The organism is Paracoccus jeotgali (genome assembly GCF_002865605.1).
GTDB classification, from domain to species: Bacteria; Pseudomonadota; Alphaproteobacteria; order Rhodobacterales; family Rhodobacteraceae; genus Paracoccus; species Paracoccus jeotgali.
This window is the reverse complement of sequence record NZ_CP025583.1, coordinates 2,703,746-2,725,483: the sequence shown is the minus strand read 5'-3', so window position 1 is coordinate 2,725,483 and position 21,738 is coordinate 2,703,746. Positions and strand designations below refer to the sequence as shown.

At 69.4% G+C, this 21,738-nt stretch carries 16 protein-coding genes; 6 read left to right on the top strand and 10 right to left on the bottom strand.

Features of this window, described 5'->3' with window-relative positions:
- Nucleotides 1–36: 36 nt before the first annotated feature.
- From CYR75_RS13115 to CYR75_RS13095, 5 genes are all read left to right on the top strand, one after another.
- The gene (locus CYR75_RS13115) at nucleotides 37–252 is read left to right on the top strand and encodes a formate dehydrogenase subunit delta (RefSeq protein ID WP_101500445.1); all 216 of its coding nucleotides are present in this window, start codon (nucleotides 37–39) and stop codon (nucleotides 250–252) included.
- Nucleotides 253–484: 232 nt separating this feature from the next.
- Complete coding sequence (locus CYR75_RS13110) at nucleotides 485–2,641, top strand: rhamnan synthesis F family protein (protein WP_101500444.1); 2,157 nt, start codon at nucleotides 485–487, stop codon at nucleotides 2,639–2,641.
- Nucleotides 2,641–3,759 carry a DegT/DnrJ/EryC1/StrS family aminotransferase gene (locus tag CYR75_RS13105; protein WP_101500443.1) on the top strand — a complete coding sequence of 373 codons (1,119 nt, stop codon included), beginning with the start codon at nucleotides 2,641–2,643 and terminating at the stop codon, nucleotides 3,757–3,759. The genes CYR75_RS13110 and CYR75_RS13105 overlap by 1 nt, the downstream gene beginning before the upstream one ends.
- Nucleotides 3,756–4,445, top strand: coding sequence for an LbetaH domain-containing protein (locus CYR75_RS16705; RefSeq protein WP_101500442.1), 690 nt, complete (start codon nucleotides 3,756–3,758; stop codon nucleotides 4,443–4,445). The genes CYR75_RS13105 and CYR75_RS16705 overlap by 4 nt, the downstream gene beginning before the upstream one ends.
- Nucleotides 4,438–6,021 carry a glycosyltransferase gene (locus CYR75_RS13095; RefSeq protein ID WP_101500441.1) on the top strand — a complete coding sequence of 528 codons (1,584 nt, stop codon included), beginning with the start codon at nucleotides 4,438–4,440 and terminating at the stop codon, nucleotides 6,019–6,021. Before CYR75_RS16705 ends, CYR75_RS13095 begins: the two co-directional genes overlap by 8 nt.
- A gap of 38 nt (nucleotides 6,022–6,059) precedes the next feature.
- Here CYR75_RS13095 and CYR75_RS13090 read toward each other — a convergent pair whose 3' ends face one another.
- From CYR75_RS13090 to hslV, 4 genes are all read right to left on the bottom strand, one after another.
- On the bottom strand, nucleotides 6,060–8,375 hold the full coding sequence (locus tag CYR75_RS13090; protein WP_225972726.1) for a glycosyltransferase family 2 protein: 2,316 nt from the start codon (nucleotides 8,373–8,375) through the stop codon (nucleotides 6,060–6,062).
- Between the two features lie 233 nt (nucleotides 8,376–8,608).
- Nucleotides 8,609–8,788 carry a PLD nuclease N-terminal domain-containing protein gene (locus CYR75_RS13085; RefSeq protein ID WP_225972725.1) on the bottom strand — a complete coding sequence of 60 codons (180 nt, stop codon included), beginning with the start codon at nucleotides 8,786–8,788 and terminating at the stop codon, nucleotides 8,609–8,611.
- Between the two features lie 98 nt (nucleotides 8,789–8,886).
- Nucleotides 8,887–10,191 (bottom strand): ATP-dependent protease ATPase subunit HslU, encoded by a 1,305-nt coding sequence (gene hslU / locus CYR75_RS13080; protein WP_101500438.1) that lies wholly within the window; start codon nucleotides 10,189–10,191, stop codon nucleotides 8,887–8,889.
- A gap of 67 nt (nucleotides 10,192–10,258) precedes the next feature.
- Entirely contained in the window at nucleotides 10,259–10,822 is a 564-nt protein-coding gene (hslV, locus tag CYR75_RS13075) for an ATP-dependent protease subunit HslV (protein WP_101500437.1), read from the bottom strand.
- 92 nt (nucleotides 10,823–10,914) lie between these two features.
- Here hslV and CYR75_RS13070 point away from each other — a divergent pair, with 92 nt between their 5' ends.
- Nucleotides 10,915–11,802 (top strand): hypothetical protein, encoded by an 888-nt coding sequence (locus CYR75_RS13070; protein WP_101500436.1) that lies wholly within the window; start codon nucleotides 10,915–10,917, stop codon nucleotides 11,800–11,802.
- A 31-nt stretch (nucleotides 11,803–11,833) separates the two neighbouring features.
- Here CYR75_RS13070 and trxA read toward each other — a convergent pair whose 3' ends face one another.
- From trxA to CYR75_RS13040, 6 genes are all read right to left on the bottom strand, one after another.
- Complete coding sequence (trxA, locus tag CYR75_RS13065) at nucleotides 11,834–12,154, bottom strand: thioredoxin (RefSeq protein WP_101500435.1); 321 nt, start codon at nucleotides 12,152–12,154, stop codon at nucleotides 11,834–11,836.
- A gap of 79 nt (nucleotides 12,155–12,233) precedes the next feature.
- Nucleotides 12,234–15,623, bottom strand: coding sequence for a double-strand break repair helicase AddA (addA, locus tag CYR75_RS13060; protein ID WP_101500434.1), 3,390 nt, complete (start codon nucleotides 15,621–15,623; stop codon nucleotides 12,234–12,236).
- A 1-nt stretch (nucleotide 15,624) separates the two neighbouring features.
- Complete coding sequence (addB, locus tag CYR75_RS13055; RefSeq protein ID WP_101500433.1) at nucleotides 15,625–18,579, bottom strand: double-strand break repair protein AddB; 2,955 nt, start codon at nucleotides 18,577–18,579, stop codon at nucleotides 15,625–15,627.
- Nucleotides 18,569–19,249, bottom strand: a complete 681-nt coding sequence (locus tag CYR75_RS13050; protein ID WP_225972724.1) for a nucleotidyltransferase family protein — start codon at nucleotides 19,247–19,249, stop codon at nucleotides 18,569–18,571. Before CYR75_RS13050 ends, addB begins: the two co-directional genes overlap by 11 nt.
- Nucleotides 19,237–20,670 (bottom strand): tRNA (adenosine(37)-N6)-threonylcarbamoyltransferase complex ATPase subunit type 1 TsaE, encoded by a 1,434-nt coding sequence (gene tsaE, locus CYR75_RS13045; RefSeq protein WP_101500432.1) that lies wholly within the window; start codon nucleotides 20,668–20,670, stop codon nucleotides 19,237–19,239. The genes CYR75_RS13050 and tsaE overlap by 13 nt, the downstream gene beginning before the upstream one ends.
- The gene (locus CYR75_RS13040; RefSeq protein WP_101500431.1) at nucleotides 20,652–21,710 is read right to left on the bottom strand and encodes an aldo/keto reductase; all 1,059 of its coding nucleotides are present in this window, start codon (nucleotides 21,708–21,710) and stop codon (nucleotides 20,652–20,654) included. Before CYR75_RS13040 ends, tsaE begins: the two co-directional genes overlap by 19 nt.
- Nucleotides 21,711–21,738: the final 28 nt, after the last annotated feature.

The window sequence follows — 21,738 nt, the reverse complement described above, 5'->3', positions numbered from 1 at the left end:
CCCCCGACCCCTCAATCGGCAGCAGAGGCCGGAACAATGTCGCCTGACAAGCTCGTCCACATGGTCAACCAGATCGCCGCCTTCTTTGCCTCGCAACCGCCCGCGCGGCAGGTGCCCGGCGTCACCAACCACCTGCGCGACTTCTGGGCGCCCGAGATGCGCAGCCAGCTTCTGCAGATCGCCGCTGCGGGAGAACACGAGATCCACCCGGTCGCACAAGCGGCGGTCGAGGCGTTGAGGGGCGAGGGGTGACAGCGGGGCGCTGGCTTTCACAGTAGGGGTCAGCGCTCTCTTGCCCGCGGTTTCGGCCAAGCGAGCCTCTGCAAAGCCGAGTCCAGGCGGCCCCCACTAAACCCACGCTTGCGCCAACGATTCATTCACTTTACCGAGTTATCATCTGCAGCACCCTTGGGATCAGGGGCCACCCGATGCAGTGCCGCCGGACATCCTCAGCGGCGACAAAGTGTTAACCGGTTGCGGTGTCATGAGATTCAACATCAGCATCTGTGCGAAACGCAGCAACGCCAAGGGGTGGGGCGATCTGCAATATGCCGAGGGGCTGCAGCGGGCGCTCGAGGCGCGGGGTATTCCTTCGCACCTGTTCTTTCGCGGGGAAACCCCGCAGCTTTCCAGCGATGACGTCGTGCTGCGCATCGCCGGGCCGCTGCTGGAGGAACCAATCGTCGGCGTGCCGAACCTGCTGTGGATCATCAGCCCGCCCAATGTGATGACGGCGGCGCTGCTGGGGCGGTATCAACACCTGTATATCGCCTCGCAATTCATGGCGCAGCGGCTGGCCGGGCTGCCGGGCGGGGCGCATTACCTTCAGCAAAGCACCGAGCATGGCCATTTCCACCCGGATCGCCGCCCGGACGGCGCGCCCGAGCTGCCGGTGGTCTTTGTCGGCGCCTATGCGCCGCGCGCGCCGCGAAAGTCGGTGCTGATGGCGATCGAGGCCGGGATCGACGTCCATGTCTGGGGGCCGGGGTGGAAGGGCGTGATCCCAGACCGGCTCTGGCGCGGGGCGCATCTGGATTATGACGAGCTGGCGCAGGTCTATGCCTCGGCGCGGATCGTGCTGAACGACCACATGCCGAACATGGCGCTGACGGGCATGATGAGCAATCGCAGCTTCGACGCCATCGCCTCGGGGGCGGTGGTGATCTCGGACCCGGTGCAGGGCTTCGACGATCCGGACCTGCCCGAGCTGATCCAGCAGGCGCCGGGGCCAGAGCTGACGGCGCTGATCCGCCACATCCTGTCCCAGCCAGGCGCCGACCGCGAGGCCCGGCTGGACCGGCACCGGCGCATCGTCTCGCGCTACAGCTTCGCGGCCGTGGCGGCGCGGCTGGCCGAGGATGCCGGCACGCTGCTGGCCGCCGGCAGGGTCGCACGCGCGCATTTCCACCCCCGGTCCGACGGCACGGCCCCGCCGCTGCTGCTGGCCGATGTAACGCAATCGGCCGGGGATCAGCGGCAGGCCATGCTGGGCGCGGCGCGCGAGATCGTGCGTATCTTCGCCGCGCTGGAATACCCGCGCCGAGGCGGCGTCGCCCTGTCCCCGCCCGCCGCACCCGAAGGCGTCATCCACCCGCTGATGCACGCGCAGCGCCGGGCGCAGGATCTGGCGCTGTCCGACCCCCAGCAGTTGACCTGCGACGATCTGCAGATCCTCGCGCAGGCCCGGCGGGTGCTGGACGCGAGCGACGCCGCGATGATGAAGGACCGCCGGCGCGGCGACGCGCTGCAGGTCCACCACATGCGCGGCGAACCGCTATGGGCGCACGCCCCGGACGGCTACGCGCGCGAGGAAAACAAGCGCCATCTGGCGCTGTGGCCACGCCGCAATCAGCCCAGGCTGGACCGGCCGGTGGGCGTGTTCCTGCACCTGTTCTATGACGATCTGGCGCCGGTCTTCGCGTCGCGGATCAACAGGATCGCGGCGGATTTCCAGCTTTATATCTCGACCGACACGCCAGCCAAGGCCGACCACATCCGCACGGTCTTTCCGCAGGCCGATATCCGCGTGCTGCCGAACCGGGGCCGCGATATCTGCCCCAAGCTCTACGGCTTTCGCGACGCCTATGACCGGCACGATCTGGTCCTGCATCTGCATGGCAAGAAATCGCCCCACTCTGCCCGGCTGGATCAATGGCTGGAACATTGCCTCGACTGCCTGCTGCCCGAGGACGCGCAGATCAACCGCATCCTGTCGCTGTTCCAGTCGGTGCCCGATATCGGGCTGCTGGCGCCGGTGGTGTTCAAATCCGTGCTGTCGGCGGCGCATTGGGCGGCCAACACCGAAATCGGGCGCGAACTGGCCTTTCGCGTGGAGATGCCGCAGGCCGAGATCGACAAGCATCCGCGCTTTCCCGTCGGCTCGATGTTCTGGGGTCGGACCGAAACGCTGCGGCCGCTGCTGGATCTGGGGCTGCGCCCGGATCATTTTCCGCCCGAACAGGGGCAGGTCGACGGCACGCTGGCCCACGCCATCGAGCGGATGATCGGCGTGGTCTGCAACTGGACCGGCCGGCGCACGCTGCTGGTCGCCCCGTCGAGCCGCAATCTCTATGCCGGGTTCCAGTGCCGCTACCGGTCCAACCGCGAGGTGCTGGACGCGCTGACGGCGGGGGCGCTGTGATGGAACGCCCCTCTCTCGTCGTCGCAGGCCAGCCCCTGATGCCGCGGGCCGACGCCCTGACCCGGCTGATGTCCGAGGCGCTGGATGCGGGCTTTCTGACCAATGGCGGCGTGCTGCATCAACGGCTTGAAAGCGAGATGCAAGGCCTGCTGGGCGCACCCGGCCGGCTGGTCTCGTCGGGGACCATGGCGCTGATGCTGGCGCTGCGGATGGGCGGGCTGCCCGAGGGGGCCGAGATCGTCACCACGCCGCTGACCTTTGCCGCCACCGTGCAGGCGATCCGCTGGTGCGGGTTCCGCCCGATCTTCGCCGATGTCGATCCCGTCACGCTGACGCTGTGCCCGCGCGCGGCCGAGGCCGCGATCACGCCCCGGACCGCCGCCATCCTGCCGGTGCATTTCCTCGGCCATATCTGCGATGTCGCGGCCTTCGACGATCTGGCCCGGCGGCGCGGGCTGTGGCTGGTCTATGACGCCGCCCACGCCTTCGGCCAGACGGTCCACGACCGGTCGGTCGCGTCCTTCGGCGATCTGTCGGCCTTTTCCCTGCACGCGACCAAGCTGATGCACAGCGCCGAGGGCGGCGCGGTCGCCGGTCCGGCGGCGGATGTCGAGCAACTGGCCCGGTTGCGGAACTTTGGCCTGCAGGGCGGGCGCATGACGCAGCACGGCACCAACGCCAAGATGTCCGAATGCAACGCCGCGATGGGGCTCGCCGTGCTGCCGCTGCTGCCGGCCGAGATTGCCGCGCGGGACGCCCTCCGCGCGGCCTATGACGCGGCTTTGCAGGACATTCCCGGCGTCACCCCCCTTGCCGCGCAGCCCGGCGTGCGTCCGGGGCTGATCTATTACAGCCTGATGCTGCCACCGCCGAAGCGGATGCGGCTGCTGGCGGCGCTGGCCGAAGGCGGCATTCTGGCCCGCGACCACTTCCCACTGCTGAGCGGTCAGGGAACCTGCCTGCCCGACGCGCGGATCGTCACCGTTTCTGGTGAGCCGGTGGCGCCGTCACTGGCGCCACGCTTGATCTCGCTGCCGTTTCACGGGAAGGTCACGGGCGACGACGTGGCGCGCATCGCCGCGATCACCCGGAAAGTGGCAGAGACGGCGGACCCATGAAATCGACCTCGGAGTTCACCGATTTTGTCGTTTTCGGGGCGCGCGGAACCTCGCTCATGCTCATGCGCGGCATGGTGGATGCCTGGCCCGACACCCGCCTGAGGGCGCTGATCGACGATATCGAGAACGGCTTCGTTCACCCGTCGCTGCAGATACCCGTCATCTCGATGGATCGCCGCGCGCAGGAATTCCCCGATCTGCCGGTGCTTGTCACCGCCGCCAACACGAAGCTGCGCGAGGCGGTTTTCCGCCGTCTGGAAGCCGAGGGCGCGACGCTGGCGACGGGGATCGCGCGGGGGCAGCGCCATGTCGATCCGGGGGTCATCTATGGCCCCGGCTGTCAATGCGCGCCCTTCACGCGGATCGGGCCGGATGTCACCATCGGCACCGGGGCGCAGGTGCTGGCGACGCTCGTGGCCCATGATGTCGAGCTGGGCGATTTCAGCAATCTCGGGGTGAACAGCTCTGTCCTCGGCCATGTGAAGATCGGCCGCCACGTCAATGTCGCGCCGCATGCGGTGATCGCCAACGGCACCCGCACGCGACCGCTGGTCATCGGCGACGGCGCGGTGGTCGGGGTGGGCGCGGTGGTCACGCGCAGCGTCGCCCCCGGCGTTCGCGTCAGCGGCAACCCGGCGATGCCGATGCCGAAATGGCGCAAACTCTGGCGAATACTGCATGACTGACCTGCCCGGCGCTGCGGCACTGACGGATGCCGCGATCTTCGATGCCGAATTCTACGCGGCCCAACTGCCGCAGCGCCCGGACGATCCGTTGGCGCATTTCCTGACCGAGGGCGACCGGTCCGGGCTGGACCCCTCGCCCTATTTCTCGACCAGCGACTATAAGCAGCGCTATCCCGACTGGCAGGAGTCTGGCGCGGCGACCGCGGTCGAGGACATGCTGACCCGCATCGGCAGGGGCGAGATGCGCCAGCCGCACCCGATGATCGACCCGGAATTCTACCTCTCGACCCACCCGGACCTGTCGGGGCTGGGGGCAGAGGCCGCGCTGCATTTCATCCGCCACGGCGACGCCGAAGGCCGGCGCCCCTCGGTCCTGTTCGACCCACGCTTCTATGCCCGCCGCTATCTGCTGACGGGCGAGACACACGCCTTCCGCCACTTCGCCACCGTGGGTCGGGCGCAGGGCTTTCTGCCCCGTCCGGTGCCACGCACGACCGAAGAAAGCCGCGCCCGGATGGAGGCGCTGCTAAGCCCGCTGACCCGGCCGATGCTGTTCGTCGCCCATGACGCCCAGCCCGCCGGGGTGCCAATCCTGACGCTGGATCTGGCCCGGCACGCCATGCAGCGTGGTTTCCAGCCGGTCTTCCTGCTGGATCGCGGCGGGCCGCTGTCGCAGCGCTTTGTGGCCATGGCACCGACGGTGATTCTGGTCGAGGGCTGGGACCTCGACGGGCTGGTGCAGGCCCTGCCGCCCGAACTTCCCGCGCTGGTCAACAGCGCCGCCGCCGCGCCGCTGGCGGTCCGTCTGGCACCGCGCTGTCGGTCTCTGGTGCTGATCCACGAAATGCCGGCCTATTTGCACGCGCAAAACCTGATCGCGCCGCTGCAGCAGGCGCGGGACGCAGGTGCGGAACTGGTCGCGTCCTTCGACGCAATGGCAGCGGGGTTGCAGGCAGAGCTTGGCCCGATGCAGGTCATCCAGCCCGGCATCATGCTGCCGCCCCTGGACCTCGCCAGCGCCCGCCGGACCCGGCGCCTGATCGGGCGGCCAAAGGCGCTGTTCATCGGCGCGGGCCATGCCGATCATCGCAAGGGCTTCGATCTGTTCCTGCAGGCGGCGCAGGCATTGCAGCAGGAGCTGCCCGGCGCGCGTTTTGTCTGGCTGGGCAATCTGGACCAATGGGCAGGCGAATTGGCGCGCGAGGCCATTGCGGCCGGGCTTGACCTGCACCTGCCCGGCTTTGTCGAGGACTACACCTCGTGGTATCGCCTCGCCGATGCCTATCTGTTGACCTCGCGGCAGGACCCAGGCCCCGCAACCGCCGTCCACGCCGCCGCCATGGGCGCGAAGGTGGTGGCCTACGACCATGACATCGCGCTGAAAGATCGCATCCCGCCCCATGGCGAGATCGTCGCGGCGGGCGATCTGGCGGGTTACGTCAAAGCCTGCCTCGCCGGGGTCGATGAACCCGCCACCCGCCGCCGCGCGCGCCGTCGCTATGTGCGAGCGCATTCGGATATGGGCGGTTATTTTTCCCGGCTTGCCGATGCTCTGACTCGGGCGCAGGCGAACTGACGATCCCGCTGACCCGGCACCGCCGCCGGAAAAGACCGCTAATGCTGCGCCTCGCCGTCATATTCGACGGTGAAGAAGAAATCCTCCTCGGGCTCGCGGGCCACGACGTCGTCGGGAATCGCCTCGGGCCCGGCCAGATAGACATTCGCGCCGAAATGCCCGTGCAGCCGCGACAGCCTGCGGGTGCGCTGGCTGGTCAGGGCGGCGTGGAAAGCCTGCTGGGCGGGGTCGGTCTTCAGCTCGGCGATCTTGGCGCGATGGGCGGCGACGCAGCTTTCATGCATGGCGGCGATCTCGGGGTCGGACAGCAGCCGGTCATATTCGGCCTGCAGCAGCGGCAGCATCCGCTGCATCCGGGTATCCTCGACGACATTGTGGTTCATCCGGAACCAGTAGGCCATGCCCTGATCGCGGTCGACATGGTTGACCCGGCCGCGGTCGCGCTTGACCAGAAAGCTCTCGGCCGAGCGAACGGCATAGTGGTTCAGCGCCACCAGATCGTAACCGTAGGTGCCGGTATGCGAGCGCCAGGCGTTGCGCCACTGGTCCTGCGGCATCTCGCGCCCCGAGCCGTTGACCCAGCTCACCCGGCTGATCGCCTGCGGGATCAGGCCCTTGGGCCGGTGGACGCCCAGCTTCTTGAACAGCCCGTTGTTGCGATACAGCGTCTTGAACCCCCAGGCTTGATGCGGGCGGGGCGAGAACTCGCGCGAGGCGCGGGTGAAGGACTGGGTGATGAATCCGTCGCGATAGGCGTCGATGTCGTTATTGCCGAACAGCCGCCAGGTGATCGAGATGACATTGGCATCGGGCACGGCCTCGAACAGCGCGGGCAGGGTGCCGTCGCCGGTGTGAATGGCGATATATTCGTCCACGTCCATGCAGATCGCCCAGTCGGCGCCCTGAATGATCGGCTCGCTGTTGGCGGCGTTCAGGGCCGCGTGCTGCGGTTTCATGCCCGAGTCGCGATAGGGGTTGTCGCGCCAGGTCACATAGCCCTTGCGGTCGAGCAGGCGGAGGAAGCCGTCGGTCCCGTCCGAGCAGTCATTGGTATAGACCAGAAAGCGGTTGACCCCGATGGCGCGGTGATAGGCCAGCCATTCCAGGATGAACGGCCCCTCGTTCTTCATCGTGGTGACGATGGCGACCTCGGCATTCTGGGGGTCCGGCGCCGCCACCACGGCCGCCGGCGCGTCATCGGTCGGCTGCCGCATCGGGCTGCCGCCAAGATCCTCGGACAGCGCCAGCAGGTCCGGGTCTTCGACCAGCGAGGTCTTGGGCACGATCTGCCCGACCTTGCTGGGATCGTCGCCGCCATGGCGCAGCGCCATGAAGCGCCAGAAGGGGCGCGCAGCGGCCCCGCTTCTGGTGCCGAGGATGCGCGTCATGATGCAGATCGTGCCCTGCGGCAGGCGCACCGGCGCGATGCACCAGCGGCGGATGCGGCCGGTGGCGTCGAAGCGGCGGCAGATATGGTCGGAAAACGCGGCCTCCTGCCCCTTGCGCAGGCTCCACGGATAGATGCGCTCGCCCTGCAGGGGCAGGATGCCGGCGGGGGCGAGGCGGGCGGCGTCGAAGACCGTTCCCTCGCCGGGCTGCGGGCGGGGCAGCAGGTCGCAGGGTTCAAGATTGGCGATGCCATGGGCGCGCGACAGATAGCGATGCCGCAGCAGATCGAGGATCAGCGGATGGGCCAGCGGCGCGCGCCACGGATCTGGGTCGGGCCGGTCCATGCGGTCCTTGCCGGGGGCGTCGGCGGCGTGGAAAGGGTGGCTTTCGGCGCCCTGATCCGGTGCGCCAAGGGGGGTGTCGGCGTCCACGAACAGGATACGCAGTTTCGCGAGGGCGTCGGTCAGCTCCGGTTCGGCAGCGGACTCGGCCAGAAGCGCGGCGAGCTCTGCGGCGCGGCGGTCGGCGTCGCCGGGGGCCGAGCGGTCGAGGATCAGCGCGCCCGTCACCCCGTGGTGCCGGACATGCCAGATCAGCCAGTCGCGCAGAACGGCGGGGGTTTCGTGGTTGCAATGCCCCAGCAGCACATCGCGCCCGGCCATCAGCCCGCCCTCGTCCGGGGTGGGCGCGATGCGGGTGGGGCCGTTCAGCAGCGGAAGCTCGATCTGCTTGTCAGCCCCCAGAGGCGCGCTGATCAGCGGCGCGCCAGAGACGACGCGGCAGGTCGGCGCGGCGTCATCGAACGGCGCGATCGCGGCCTGGGCGTCGGTGCCGAGATAGACCCGCGCCTCGCCCGAGGGCAGCGCGATGGCGTCCCAAAGCCGCCCCTCGACCGATGCGTCGCCGCAGATCTCGGCCAGCGGCGTCGTCACCAGCGTGCGTCGAAGGATGTGCGGTCCGGTCAAGTTGTCACCCGTCATCAAGGCCCCAGAGCGGCGGTCAGGCTGTCCGGGTTGGGGTAATCAGCTTTGCCGAATGACGCAAGCACCGCGAGAGGGGTCGGGCGCATGCAACCCGCGCTTGTCGGGGTGGTGGCCTTGCCTGCCGCAGCGCTCGGATGAGGGCCAGCGAGATGTCCGCAAAGGACCGGCCCTACCCCCGCCAGTTGCGAATGGCCGAAATGCCACCCGCGCCCTTGCTACCCCGCCGCGCCCTTCGGACCGGCGAAATACCACGCGATCAGGCCGATGACCGGCAGGAAGGCGACGACGAGGACCCAGATGATCTTCTGGTTCCGCTCGGCGCCGGAATTGATGATCTGGGCGATGGCCCAGACGTCGAGGACGAAGATGATCAGCCCGATCAGACCTGAAAACATGGTGTGCTCCATTGTTGTGGGGTCGCCACGGGCGACGTGCCTGTCTCAACCCCGGCGGGATTGGCGGGGTTCCGCTGCGGCCGCAGAACCCCGGATCGTCACAACACGTAGCGCGACAGATCGCTGGACCGCGACAGGTCGCCCAGATGGCGTTCGACGAACTCGGCATCGACAGTGACGCTTTCGCCCTCTCGGTCGGGGGCGGCGAAGGACAGCTCTTCGAAGACCCGCTCCATCACCGTGTAAAGCCTGCGCGCGCCGATATTCTCGATGCTGCCATTCACCTCAGCGGCGATGCGGGCGAGCGCCGCGATGCCGTCCTCGGCAAAGCTGACGGTGACGCCTTCGGTGCTCATCAGCGCGGTGTATTGGCGGGTCAGGGCGTTGTCGGTCTCGGTCAGGATGCGTACGAAATCCTCTTCGGTCAGGGCGCGCAGCTCGACCCGGATGGGCAGGCGGCCCTGCAGTTCGGGTAGCAGGTCCGAGGGTTTCGAGACGTGGAACGCACCCGAGGCGATGAACAGGATGTGATCGGTCCGCACGGCGCCGTATTTGGTGCTGACGGTCGTGCCCTCGATCAGCGGCAGCAGGTCGCGCTGCACGCCCTCGCGGCTGACATCGGCGCCGCGGGCGTCGGACCGGGCCGAGACCTTGTCGATCTCGTCGATGAAGACGATGCCGTTTTCCTGCACCGATTCCAGCGCCGCGGCCTTCACCGCCTCGTCATCCAGCAGCTTGTCGGCCTCTTCCGCGATCAGCAGGTCATAGCTTTCGGCGACGGTGATCTTGCGCTTGATCCGGCGGCCGCCAAAGGCCTTCATCAGCCCCGACAGGTCCATCATGCCCATGCCGCCGCCTTGCTGGCCGGGCAGTTCCATCATCCCCAGCGGGTTCGAGTGGTCCTGCATCTCGATCTCGATCTGGGTGTCGTCCAGCTCGCCCCGCTTCAGCTTGTCGCGGAACATGGCGCGGGTCTGTTCGCGCGCGCCCTCGCCGGCCAGCGCCGCGATGACGCGGTCCTCGGCGGCCTTGTGGGCGCGGGCCTTGACCTGTTCGCGCATCCGGTCGCGGGTCTCGACCATGGCGGCGTCGGTCAGGTCGCGGATGATCTGTTCGACGTCACGGCCGACATAGCCGACCTCGGTGAACTTGGTCGCCTCGACCTTGATGAAGGGGGCCTGCGCCAGCCGGGCGAAGCGGCGGCTGATCTCGGTCTTGCCGACGCCGGTGGGGCCGATCATCAGGATGTTCTTGGGATAGACCTCGTCGCGCAGGTCGTCGGGCAGTTGCCGCCGGCGCCAGCGGTTGCGCAGCGCCACGGCGACGGCGCGCTTGGCATCCTTTTGACCGATGATGAAGCGGTCAAGCTCGGACACGATTTCCCGGGGGGTAAGGTCGGTCATTGGGGCTCCTGTCAGGTTGCGCCAGCAGATATGGGCGCGCGCGGCGTTTTCAACGCCGGTCGGCGGTTCAGGCGGCGGGCGCGATGGTTTCCACGGTCAGGCTGCCATTGGTATAGACGCAGATATCGGCGGCGATCTGCATGGCCTTGCGGGCAACCTGTTCGGCGTCCAGCTGGGTCTCGAGCAGCCCGCGCGCGGCGGCGAGGGCATAGTTCCCGCCCGAGCCAATGGCGGCGACGTCATGTTCGGGTTCCAGCACATCGCCCGCGCCGGTCACGACATAGATCTGCGCGCCGTCGGTGACGATCAGCATGGCTTCCAGATTGCGCAGATATTTGTCGGTGCGCCAGTCCTTGGCCAGCTCGACACAGGCGCGCTGCAACTGGCCCGGCGCGGATTCCAGTTTTTTTTCAAGGCGTTCCAGCAGCGTGAACGCATCCGCGGTCGAGCCGGCAAAGCCCACCACCACGTCGCGGCCACCCGGCGCCAGGCGGCGGACCTTGCGCGCCGTGCCCTTCATCACCGTCTGGCCGACGCTGACCTGGCCGTCGCCCGCCACCACCACGCGCCCGCCGCGCCGCACCGCCAGAATGGTGGTGCCGTGCCAGCCGGGGAATTTGTCCTCTGCCATCGGTCTCTCCTTTTGTCTGGGGTTGAGATAGGTCCGCACCGGCCCTGCGGCAAGCCATTGCGGTCGGCGGGTGCCGGTTCTAGCCTGCGCGGATGGTCGAAAAATCGCTGACGATTCATCTGGATGACGAGATGCTGGCCCCGGCGCAGGCCGGGCGGTTCAATTTCGCGAACCGGATCATGGCGGCGGTCGAAGCCCTGGGCTGGCAGGCCGATCTGGCCCCCGCCACCACCGCGCCGCCCCCCGCCGGCAGCTATGCGCTGCATCACATGCAGGGCCCGACGCATCCCCGCGCGCTGATCTTTCGGCGCTGCTATTACTATCCCTTCTGGCATATCGAGCGGCTGGCCCAACGCTGGCGCTGGCCGGTGGCGCAGGCGCGTTTCGTCCCGGCCGAGATCGACCGCGAGGCCGCGCGGCAGTTCATCCACCGCCTGCGCCAGAAAGAGCTGCCGGGTCTGCGCCCCGCCCCGCCCGCGCATGTGCTGATCGCGCTGCAGGGCCGGCTGCGGCAGCGGCGGTCCTTTCAAGCGACCACCCCGGTCGAGATGCTGCGCGCGGTGGCTGAGACCGGCAAGCGCTGCATCGCCACCCTGCATCCGAGAGAGGATTATTCCGCCGGCGACCTGACCGCGCTGGACCAACTGTGCCGCGCCTATTCGAACCTGACCATCGGCCGCGACAGCCGGGCGCTGCTGCCGGCGGCGGAATATGTGGTCACGCAAAACAGCGCGGTGGCGATGGACGCCTATCTGCTGGCCCGGCCGGTGGTTCTGTTCGGGCAGGTCGATTTCCACCACATCGCGCTGAACGTGGCCGATCTGGGCGTGGCCGAGGCGCTGGCCCGCGCGCCCGATCACCGGGCCGATTACGCGCGCTATCTGTATTGGTTCCTCAAGCTGCAGGCCATCGACGCGGGCAGCGAGGCGGCCGAGGCGCAGATCCGCGCGGCCATGAAAAGGGGCGGCTGGCCGATCTGACCGCCGCCCGCTTGTGCTGTCCTCTATCGGATCAGACGTTCTCGTCGATCCAGGCCTTCAGCGCCGATTTGGGCGCCGCGCCGATCTTGTTCGACACCACCTGCCCGTCCTTGAACAGGAACAGCGCCGGGATGCCGCGCACGCCAAGCGCCGCCGGGCTTTCCGGGTTCTCGTCGACGTTCACCTTGACGATCTTGACGCGGTCGCCGTATTCGGCCGCCAATTCTTCGAGCGCCGGGCCGATCTGGCGGCAGGGGCCGCACCATTCTGCCCAGAAATCCACGACGACCGGCGTGGTGGATTTGCGGACTTCGGCGTCGAACTGCGCGTCCGAGACGGGTTTGGTGGCCATGATAACTCTCCTGCATGCGGCCGGCGCAGGGGCCGGCGGGGTGTGTTGTGTCAACAGCTAGGGACGGTCCCGGCCCCGGTCAAGGTCGGCCCGCCGCGCTTTCGTCCGGCGCGGCACCGCTCAGGCTGGCATCCAGCACCGCGTCGGGCAGCCACATCAGGCGCGGGCCAGCGGTCCACAGCACCCCCGCCTGAACCTCGCGCCCCGGATAGATGCCGGCAATCGCCCGCCGATAGGCCGCCATCTGGCGCAGGATGCCCAAGGGCGTGTCCTGCGGCCGGTCGGGCAGCGTGGCATTGGTCTTGTAGTCGATGACTAGAACGCGGTCGGGCATCACGATCAGCCGGTCCACCACGCCGCGCAGCAGCCCGATCCCCGGCAGATCGGCCGACAGCTCGACCTCGGACAGGGTCCGCGCGCCGTCGGGCGGGGTGAAAACCTGCGACAGGCTGGGGGCGTCCAGCACCGCGGCAAGGTCTTCGACCAGGCGGTCGAGCATCTCTGCGTCCGGAATGCCGCCCTCGGCCCCCGACAGCAGGTCGCGGGCGCGACGCGGCCAGTCGGGGCGCGGGGTCTGCGGCAGATGTTCCAGCAGCAGGTGGAACCTTGTGCCGAACAGCATCGCCTGCGCCGGGTCGTCGCCCTCTGGCCCCGGCAGCGCCTTGGCCCCGCCAAGGCTGGTCGCCGTCACCACGGCAGGCGGGTGCGGGACCGGGGCGGGCGGGGTGTAAAGCCAGCCGCAATCGGCCGCCGCGGGCAGCGCCTGGGTGTCGGCATCCGATTCCGCCGCGACATCCGGCCAGTCGCCAAAGGCGAAGCGCCGGACCGGGCCCAGCCCGCAATCCCAGCCGCTTTCGGTCAGCCCGCATTCCTCCAGCCCGGCCTCGATCGTCGCATACCAGCTTTCGCCCGGCGCGCCGGCATCGCCCGCGCAGGCGACGATCAGCCAGCTTTCGGCGCGGGTCATGGCGACGTAAAGCAGCCGCCGCCGCTCTTCCGCGTCCAGCCGCGCGGCCTCGTCCACCTCGGCCTGCGCGAAATCGGGCCGCTCGCCCGATCGCCCGGCCATGAAGGGGACGCCGTCACGCGGATGCAGCACCTCGGGCGGGCGATAGGCCTGACGCTTCTTGGTGTCGGGCAGGATGACGATGGGGCTTTCCAGCCCTTTCGAGCCATGCACCGTCATCACCCGGATCAGCCCCGCGCCAGAGCCGGGCTGCCGCCGCACCTCGACGTCATCGGTGGACAGCCAGACCAGAAACCCGGTCAGCGAGGGCACCTCGGTCCGCTCATAGGCCAGCGCCTGGGTCAGCAATTCGTCGATGCCGTCCTCCGCCTCGGGCCCCAGCCGGGCCAGCAGCTTCTCGCGCCCGCCATGGCGGTTCAGCAGCCGCGAGATCAGGTCGAAAGGCCGCAGCGCCGAGTGGTCGATCATGTCGCTCAGCAGCGCGCGGGCGGCGGCGTGGTCCGACTCGCGCAGCCGCGACCACAGATATTCGCCCTTGGTCCGCCCGGCGGCGAGGCGGAACAGCGCGTCCTCGTCCAGCCCGATCAGGGGCGAGCGCAGCAGCGCGGCCAGCGACAGATCATCCTCGGGCGTGGCGAGGAAGTTCAGCATGGCGCGGATGTCCTTGACCGCCAGCTCTGCCGCCAGCCGCAGCCGGTCGGCCCCGGCGACGGGCAGGCCCGCGGCCTTCAGCGCCCGGATGATCTCGGAAAACAGCGACGCGGTGCGGCCCTGAACCAGGATCAGGATGTCCCCTGGCCGCACCCGCCTGACCTCGCCCGCCCGCGTGGTGATTGAGGCGCCGCTGACCGGGTCCAGCATCGCCGCGACCTGAACCGCGATCTCGGCCGCCAGCAGCGAGGGGGGCGAATCCGGGGCAAGCTGGTCGACGGGTTCCTCCCACCCCGATTCCTCGGGCTGATCGGGCGTTTCGGGCAGCGGCCACAGGTCGATCCGGCCGGGGCGGTCGCCGTGAAAGGCGCGGTGCAGGCTGCGCTGGCCCAGACCGGTGCCCGCCGCGCCCGCGAATGTCGCGTCCACCGCCTGCAGGATCGCGGGGGACGAGCGGAAGGAATATTCCAGATCCAGCTGCTGCATCGGTCGTTCGATCTGCCGGAACGCCGCCCCGAACTGGTCGCGGCGGCTTTCAAAGACCTCGATATCGGCGCCCTGAAAGGAATAGATCGACTGCTTGGGGTCGCCCACCACGAACAGCGTCCGCAGCCGATCCGAGGCGCCGGCCGTGAATTCAGCAGCAAGTTGCTCGATCACCCGCCATTGCTGGGGCGAGGTGTCCTGCGCCTCGTCCACCAAGATGTGATCGATCCCGCCATCCAGCCGGAACAGCACCCATTGCGCCATCGTCGCATCGGACAAAAGCTGCGAGGCGCGGGTGATCAGATCGTCGAAATCCAGCCACCCCGCCGCCGCCTTGCGCGCCTGCACCCGCGCCGAAAAGGCGCGGGCAAAGCGGTGCAGGGCGGTGGCGCGCTGCGCGAAGTCAAAGCCGATCCGCCGCGGCCGCGTCTCGGCCACGCGTTCCATCAGATCGTTCAGGTCGGGCATGTGGGCGGCAAAGGCCGCGCGAATTGCCTTGGTCGGCACATCGTCGATCTTGGGTCCGAAGGGCATCTTGGCTTTCGCGCCATACAGCAGCGACCCTTCCAGGATCACCAGTTCGGCCATGCCGGGCGCGTCCCAATCGCCCTGCACCAGTCTGTTCAGCAGGGTGTTGTCCTTGCTACCGCTGGTCGCCAGCAGGGGGAACAGGGCGCGGAACAGATCGCCCTCGACCCCGGTGAAGACCTGCGCCAGCAGCGCCTTCTGCGTCATGTTCGGCGGCAGGCCCACCGCCTGCCAGATCGCGGCGGGGTCTATGTCGGGCGCACCGATCCGCGCGATCCGGGCCAGCAGCGCGTCCAGATTGTCGCCGCCGCTGATCGCGGTGATGTCGGCGATCTCGGCCACGCCTTCCTCGGCCATCTCGTCCAGAATCTCGGCCCGCAGCAGGGTGGCGCTGCGGTCGTCCAGCTCGGTGAAGCCATGCGGCACCCCGGCTTCGAGCGGGAAGCGGCGCAGCAGCGAGGCGCAGAAGCTGTGGATCGTCTGGACCTTCAGCCCGCCCGGCGTCTCGATCGCTTGCGCGAACAGCCGCCGCGCGGTGGCAAGGTCGGGGGCGTGGCCTTCGCCCAGTTCCCGCAGGGCGTGGCGCAGCCGGTCCTCGGGCAGCATCGCCCATTCGCCCAGCCGTTGCAGCAGGCGGTTCTGCATCTCGGTCGCGGCGGCCTTGGTATAGGTCAGGCACAGCACCCGTTCCGGCGGCGTTCCCGCCAGCAGCAGACGCGCCACCCGGTCGGTCAGCACCCGCGTCTTGCCCGAGCCGGCATTGGCGGTCAGCCAGGTCGAGCGCGTCGGATCGGCCGAGGCGATCTGGCGCTGCGAGGCGGCGTTGGCGGCCTGCATCTCAACCATGATCGCCCACCCGCATCTGCACCGGCGCGTCGCCCGTGCCCCATTCGCCATAGCGCGACAGGTGGTCGTAATCGCTGCGGTCGCCGGATTTCTGCAGCGCCCGCCGCGCCGCGAACCCGCACTCGCCGCGCAGATAGCGCCCGGCGAGGATGACGAATTTCTGCCAGGTTTCCTCGGCCGCTTCGGGGGTGAACTTGCGCGGATGGGTCGCGCCCTCGCCACCAAGCTGGATATAGCTGACGCCCTGAACCGTCACCGGGCCAAGCGCCGGAAAGGCGCCCTTGGCGACCATCGCGGCCTCCAGCAAAAGCTGCTTGTCGAAATGTTCCATCTGCGCGTCCGTGGGCGGATTGCCGCTTTTATAGTCATAGACGTGCGCCATCGCGCCGCCGTCCAGCAGGTCGATGCGGTCGGGCCGCGCGGTCAGCCGCAGGGTCAGGCCCGGCACCGGCAGGCTGTGCGAGGCCTCGACCACCAGCGGGCGGGCCGATTGCAGACGCTCGGCCTCGTCCCTCGCGATGCGGGTGGCGATGCGCTCCATCCGCGCCTGCCAGAAGGCGCGGGCGGCGGGCCAAGGCACCTCTTGGGCGAGAACCTCGGCGGTCATGGCCAGAAACCGCGCCCGCAGCGCCTGCGCCGAGGTGCCGGCGGCGGGCGGGGGCGTCAGCAGACGCTCGACGATCATGTGCAGCACCTGTCCGCGCAGCGAGGCGTCCGGTTCAGGCCGCAACGGGTCCAGCGCGCGCAGCCCCAGCACCTTGTCGGCATAGACGGCGTAGGGGTCGCGGATCAGCTTTGCGACGCCGGTGACCGAGATCGCGGCAAAGGCCGGCGCCGGCGGCACCGGGGCCGGGCGCGGCGCCGGGTCCAGCCGGTAACGCGGCTCGGCCATCTGCCGGGCCAGCGCCAGCCATGTGCCGCCCCGCTGCCGCATCGCCTGCAGCGCCGCCGGGCCGTCCTGATCGGTCAGCCCGGACATCAGGTTGGTCAGCCGGTTCAGCCAGCGCGAGGGGATGGTCTCGGCCTCGGCATCGCGGCGGGCGCGGGTCAGCACCACCTGCGGCGCGGCGATGGCCTGCTGAAAGTCATGCGCGGCCAGCCCGATCTGCCGCTCGGGCAGGGTCAACCCGGCCTGCTGGCGCATCAGCCGCGACAGCCAGGGATCGGGCGCCAGCGCCTGCGGCCAGCCGCCCTCGTTCAGCCCCGCCAGCACGACAACGGCCCCGTCCGAGCGGTTGGCCTCGGTCCGCGCCTCGCGGGTGCCGAAATAGCGGATCAGCGGGTGGCCCTGATCGCTGCCGCGCACGGCGTGGCGGGCCAGATGGGTGTCGATCAGATCGGCATATTCGCGCGGCGTCATCGGCTGGGCGCGGTCGGCATGGTCGGCCAGATGCCGCAGCGCCGCCTGCGCCGCCTGCCCGTCGGCGCGGTTCCACAGCCGCGAGCTCTGCGCCTTGCCCCCCGGCCCGGCTGCCAGCCAGTCGGCCAGCGCCCGATGCGCCGCCAGCCGGTCCGGCACCGGCTGCGGCGTGCGGTCGCTGCCGTCCTTGACCATATCAAGCGCCTGGGCCAGCCATTCGCACCACAGCTTGCGCGAGGCGTCGCCGCCATCGGCCCACTCCCGCAGCGCAGCCGCGTCGGGGAAGGCCGGGCCGTGCCGGCGCAGCCGCAACTCCAGATCGCGGGTGTGGCGCAGCACGTCGCCGCGCGGCCCGCCGGTGGCGGTGACCGGGTCTTTGAGGATCGTCAGCAGCACATCCACCGTGACCTTCTGGACAAACAGCCCCGCGACATGGCGCAGGAACAGCCCCGCCGCCGACAGTTGCAGCGGCTCGCCCGCCGAATCTTCGATCTGCAGATCCCAGCGATCCAGCACCGCCGCGATCCGCCGCACCAGCCCGCGATCCGAGGTGATCAGCCGCACCGGCTGCTGGCGGCCTACGGCGTCGCGGATCAGGATGGCGATGGCGTCGGCCTCTTGCTGGGGCTGGTCGGCCTCGATCAGGGTCAGGCCCGCCGTCGCGCCGGCCAGATCGGCCAGCCCCGGCCCCTCGCTGATCCACTGATCGGTGACCGGCGCGGGACGCAAGGCAAGCGACACCAGTCGATTGCGACCGGGCGCGGGGGCGTCTTGGCCCGCGTGCCAAGGCTGGACCCCGCCACCCCGCAGCGCCGCAAGACGGGCCTGCGGGTGATCCTCGGCCTGCGGACCAAGCGAGTCCCAGACGCTGTCCGGCTGCCCGAAATCATAGCCGGGCAGGATCACCGTCCCCAGCGGCACCGCCGCCACCGCCTGCAGGAACAGCCGCGTCGCGCCATGCGACCCGGTCGAGCCGGCGACGATCACCGGCGCCTGCGGCAGATCGCGGCCTGCCGCCCACAGATCGGCCAGCGCCTGCGCCGCGTGGCGTTGGCGGGCGGCCTGATCCTGCACCGGCTCGCCCAGATAGAAGCCGGCCGCGATGTGCAGAAAGCGCAGGCTGCGCTGCCAATGGGCGGCATGGTCGCGGGCGTCGATGTCGGACAGGCTGGACTGGTCGCAGCCCTCGAACTGCATCTCGGTCATCAGATCGGCCAGCGACTGCGCCAGATCGGGCACCGACTGCCCGGCCCCCAGCCCCGGCTGCTGCGCGATCAGCCGCGAGACCAGCCGCCCCAGATCCAGCACCCGGGCCAGCGGCGCCGCGCGTTCGCCCGGCATCCCCGCGCCCAGATCGGCGATCAGGCGCAGCCGGGGCAACAGGATCGGGCCGTGCTGGCGGGCGTGGTCGTCGAACGCCTCGCGCAGGCTGCGCAGGGTGCGGCCGGCGTTGACATAGATGGTGACCTCGGCCAGCGCCTCGGGCGGTTTGCCGGCGACACGCGCCATCAGCCCCGCCACCACGCCCCGGCAGAAATCCGCGCCGGGAGGCAGGGCAAAGCTGCCGCCCTGCCAGTCAGACCACATCTTCGGCCAGCATGGCTTCGGCGATGGGGATGGTCTCGGGGCGGCCCAGATCGCACCAGCCGCCGGGATGGGTGATGCCATAGGCGCGGCCATCCTCGATCATGCGGTCCCAGAGCAGGTTCAGCGAAAACACCTCTTCCGCGATGCTGCCCAACCGGTCGGTCCGCAGCATCTGGCAGCCGCCATAGACCAGATCGCCGCCCCGGGTGATCCGCCCGGTGTGGTCGAGGCTGAAATCGCCGCCGCCGATCCGGCCCCGCGCGCGGTCGGCATGGACCAGCATCAGCAGCGCATCCATCCGCGCCGCGTCCCAAGCCATGGACAGCGCCGGCAGCGGGTTCGGCCCGGTCCAGATCACGTCCGGGTTCAGCGTCATCACCCGCCCCGCCCCCAGCAAGGGCAGCGCCTTGCGCAGCCCGCCGCCGGTTTCCAGCAGCTTGTCGGCCTCGTCCGAGATCACGACATCGCTGCCCTGCAGATGGTCGCGAATCTGCTGGCCCAGGTAATGCGTGTTGACGACGATGGGCTTGGCCCCGGCATCGCGGCCAAGCGCGATGGCGCGGTCCAGCAGGGTCCGGCCGCCGACCTCGATCAGCGGTTTCGGGCGGCTGTCGGTCAGGGGCGCCATGCGCGTTCCCTTGCCGGCGGCGAAGATCATCAGCGGGTGCATTGCGACCGGATCCTTTCGATGACGTCCTGATCGGGTACCGGCAGCCGGCGGACAAGCGCCGCCAGATCGGCCAGTGCGGGATGGGTCAGCTCGCGCTCGATCAGCGACCACAGATGCGGGACAAAGCGCAGATAGCGCGGCTTGCCGTCGCGCAGGCACAGCCGGGTGAAGATGCCCAGAATCCGCAGGTTGCGCTGCACGCCCAGCAGCGCGAAGGCGGGCTCGAACGCCGCGCGGTCGAAGCCGGTGTCGCGCAGGAAGCGCGAAATCGCGGCCTCTTCGACCTCGGCCGGGATCGCCCGGCGCGCGTCATGCAGGACCGAGACGAGGTCATAGGCCGGATGTACCGCGACCGCGTCCTGAAAGTCGATCAGACCCAACCGCCCGTCCGGGGTCAGAAAGATGTTCTCGGCATGGCAATCTCGCAAGCCGGTGACGGGCGCCGCATCGGCGCACAGCCGGTCATGCAGCGCGGCAAAACAGGGCGCGATGGCGCGGGCGGCCGACATCGCCTCGGCATCGGCGCCGGCAGCGGCGGGGTACCATTCGGCGAAGAGTTCAAGCTGCCGCGCCATTTCCGGCCCGTCCAGCACCAGCAGATCGGGCGCGGGATCAAACCCCGCCAGCCGCGCCAGCATCCCGGCGATGCGGTCATACAGCGGCGCGGTCTGCGCCGGGTCGTCGGCGATGACGCGGGCGATGGGCGCGTCGCCGAAATCCTCGATCAGCGCCAGCCCGGCCTCGGGATCGGCGGCGAGGATCTGCGGCACGGTGAAATCGCGCCCCGCCAGCCAGTCGGTCATGGAAAGATAGGGGGTGACGGTGGCGCGGTCGCTGTCCATCAGCACGGCCGTCCGGTCGCCCTGCGTCAGCCGGAAATAGCGCCGGGCCGAGGCATCGCCGGCCAGAGCCGCGATCTCGGCCCCGGTCCAGCCCGCGCGCTGCAGAAAAACCGCGCGTTCGGCGGCGCGGCGGGCGCGGCGGCCCAGATCCTCGGGCCCCGACAGCGCGACCTGACGGCGATCGGGGTCGGGCAGGCTGAGGATGTCGATGCGCAGCGCCTCGGGCGGCGGCGGGTTCATGCGGTCGGGCCATTCGATCAGCGCGATGGACTCGGGCAGGGCGTCGGTCAGCCCCAGCTCGTCGATTTCCGAGGCATCGGTCAGCCGGTACAGATCCGCGTGCCAGATCGGGGGCTGGCCGTCATAGGTCTGGACAAGGGTAAAGGTCGGGCTTGGCACCTCTTCGCCCGGATTCTGCAGCCGCGCGCGGATCAGGGCGCGGGCGAAATGCGATTTGCCCGCGCCGACCGGGCCGTCCAGCAGCACGGTATCGCCCGCCCGCAGATCGGGGGCGAGGGCGCGGGCAAAGCCCTGCAGCAGTTCCGCATCCGCGGTGAAGTTCAGTAGGGCAGCGGCCATTGGCGGTTCAGATCGTCGATGGCGCGCCGCAGCGCCGGGGAAATCTGCGTCTCCAGCCCGTCCAGTTGATGCGAAAGCTGGTCCAGCGTGGTCGCGCCCAGGATAGGGATGGTGTGAAAGGGCCGCGTCCGCAGCCAGGCAAGCGCCATGTGGATCGGGTCGATGCCGTGGTCGCGGGCCAGTTGGTGATAGGCCGCGACCGCCTGCATCGCGCGCGGCGTCTTGCGCCCGCCCAGCTTGCCGGTCCCGCCCGAGGCCAGATCGACGGCGGCGCGGCTGCCCGCGGGCATGGCCGCGTCCTGATACTTGCCGGTCAGCAGCCCGGCGGCGAGGGGGGAATAGGCCAGCAGGGTGACGTTTTCGTTCACCGACACTTCGGCCAGATCGGTGTCGAACAGCCGCGCCAGCAGCGAATATTCGTTCTGGATCGCGGCCACGCGCGGCGCGCCCCGCGCCTCGGCCACGTCAATCCAGCGGGTGGTGCCCCAGGCGGTGTCGTTGGACAGCCCAAAGCCGCGGATCTTTCCTGCCTGCCGGGCCGCGGCCAGCGCGTCCAGCACCTCGGCCATGTGGTCCAGCGTCTGCGCGCGGTTCTGACCCGAGGGGTCATAGCCCCAGTTCTGGCGAAACGAATAGCTGCCGCGCATGGGCCAGTGAAGCTGGTAGAGGTCGATGGTCTCGACCTGCAGGCGGCGCAGCGACGCCTCGATCCCGGCGGTGATGGCGGCGCCGTCATAGCCTGCGCCGTCGCGCACGACGCTGCCATTGCCGGTGATCTTGGTCGCCAGTTGCACCTGATCGCGGCGGCTGCTGCGGGCGATCCAGTTGCCGATGATCTCTTCCGACCGGCCGGCGGTTTCGTCGCGGACCGGGTTGACCGGATACATCTCGGCGCAGTCGAGGAAGGTGATGCCGGCGTCCAGCGCGCGGTCGATCTGGGCGTGGGACTCGGCCTGGTCGGTCTGGTTGCCGAAGGTCATCGTGCCCAGACAGAAGGCACTGACCTCGATATCGCTCTGGCCCAGCATGTCGCGTTTCATGGTGTCTCCGGTTCGGTTCGGGCGCGAA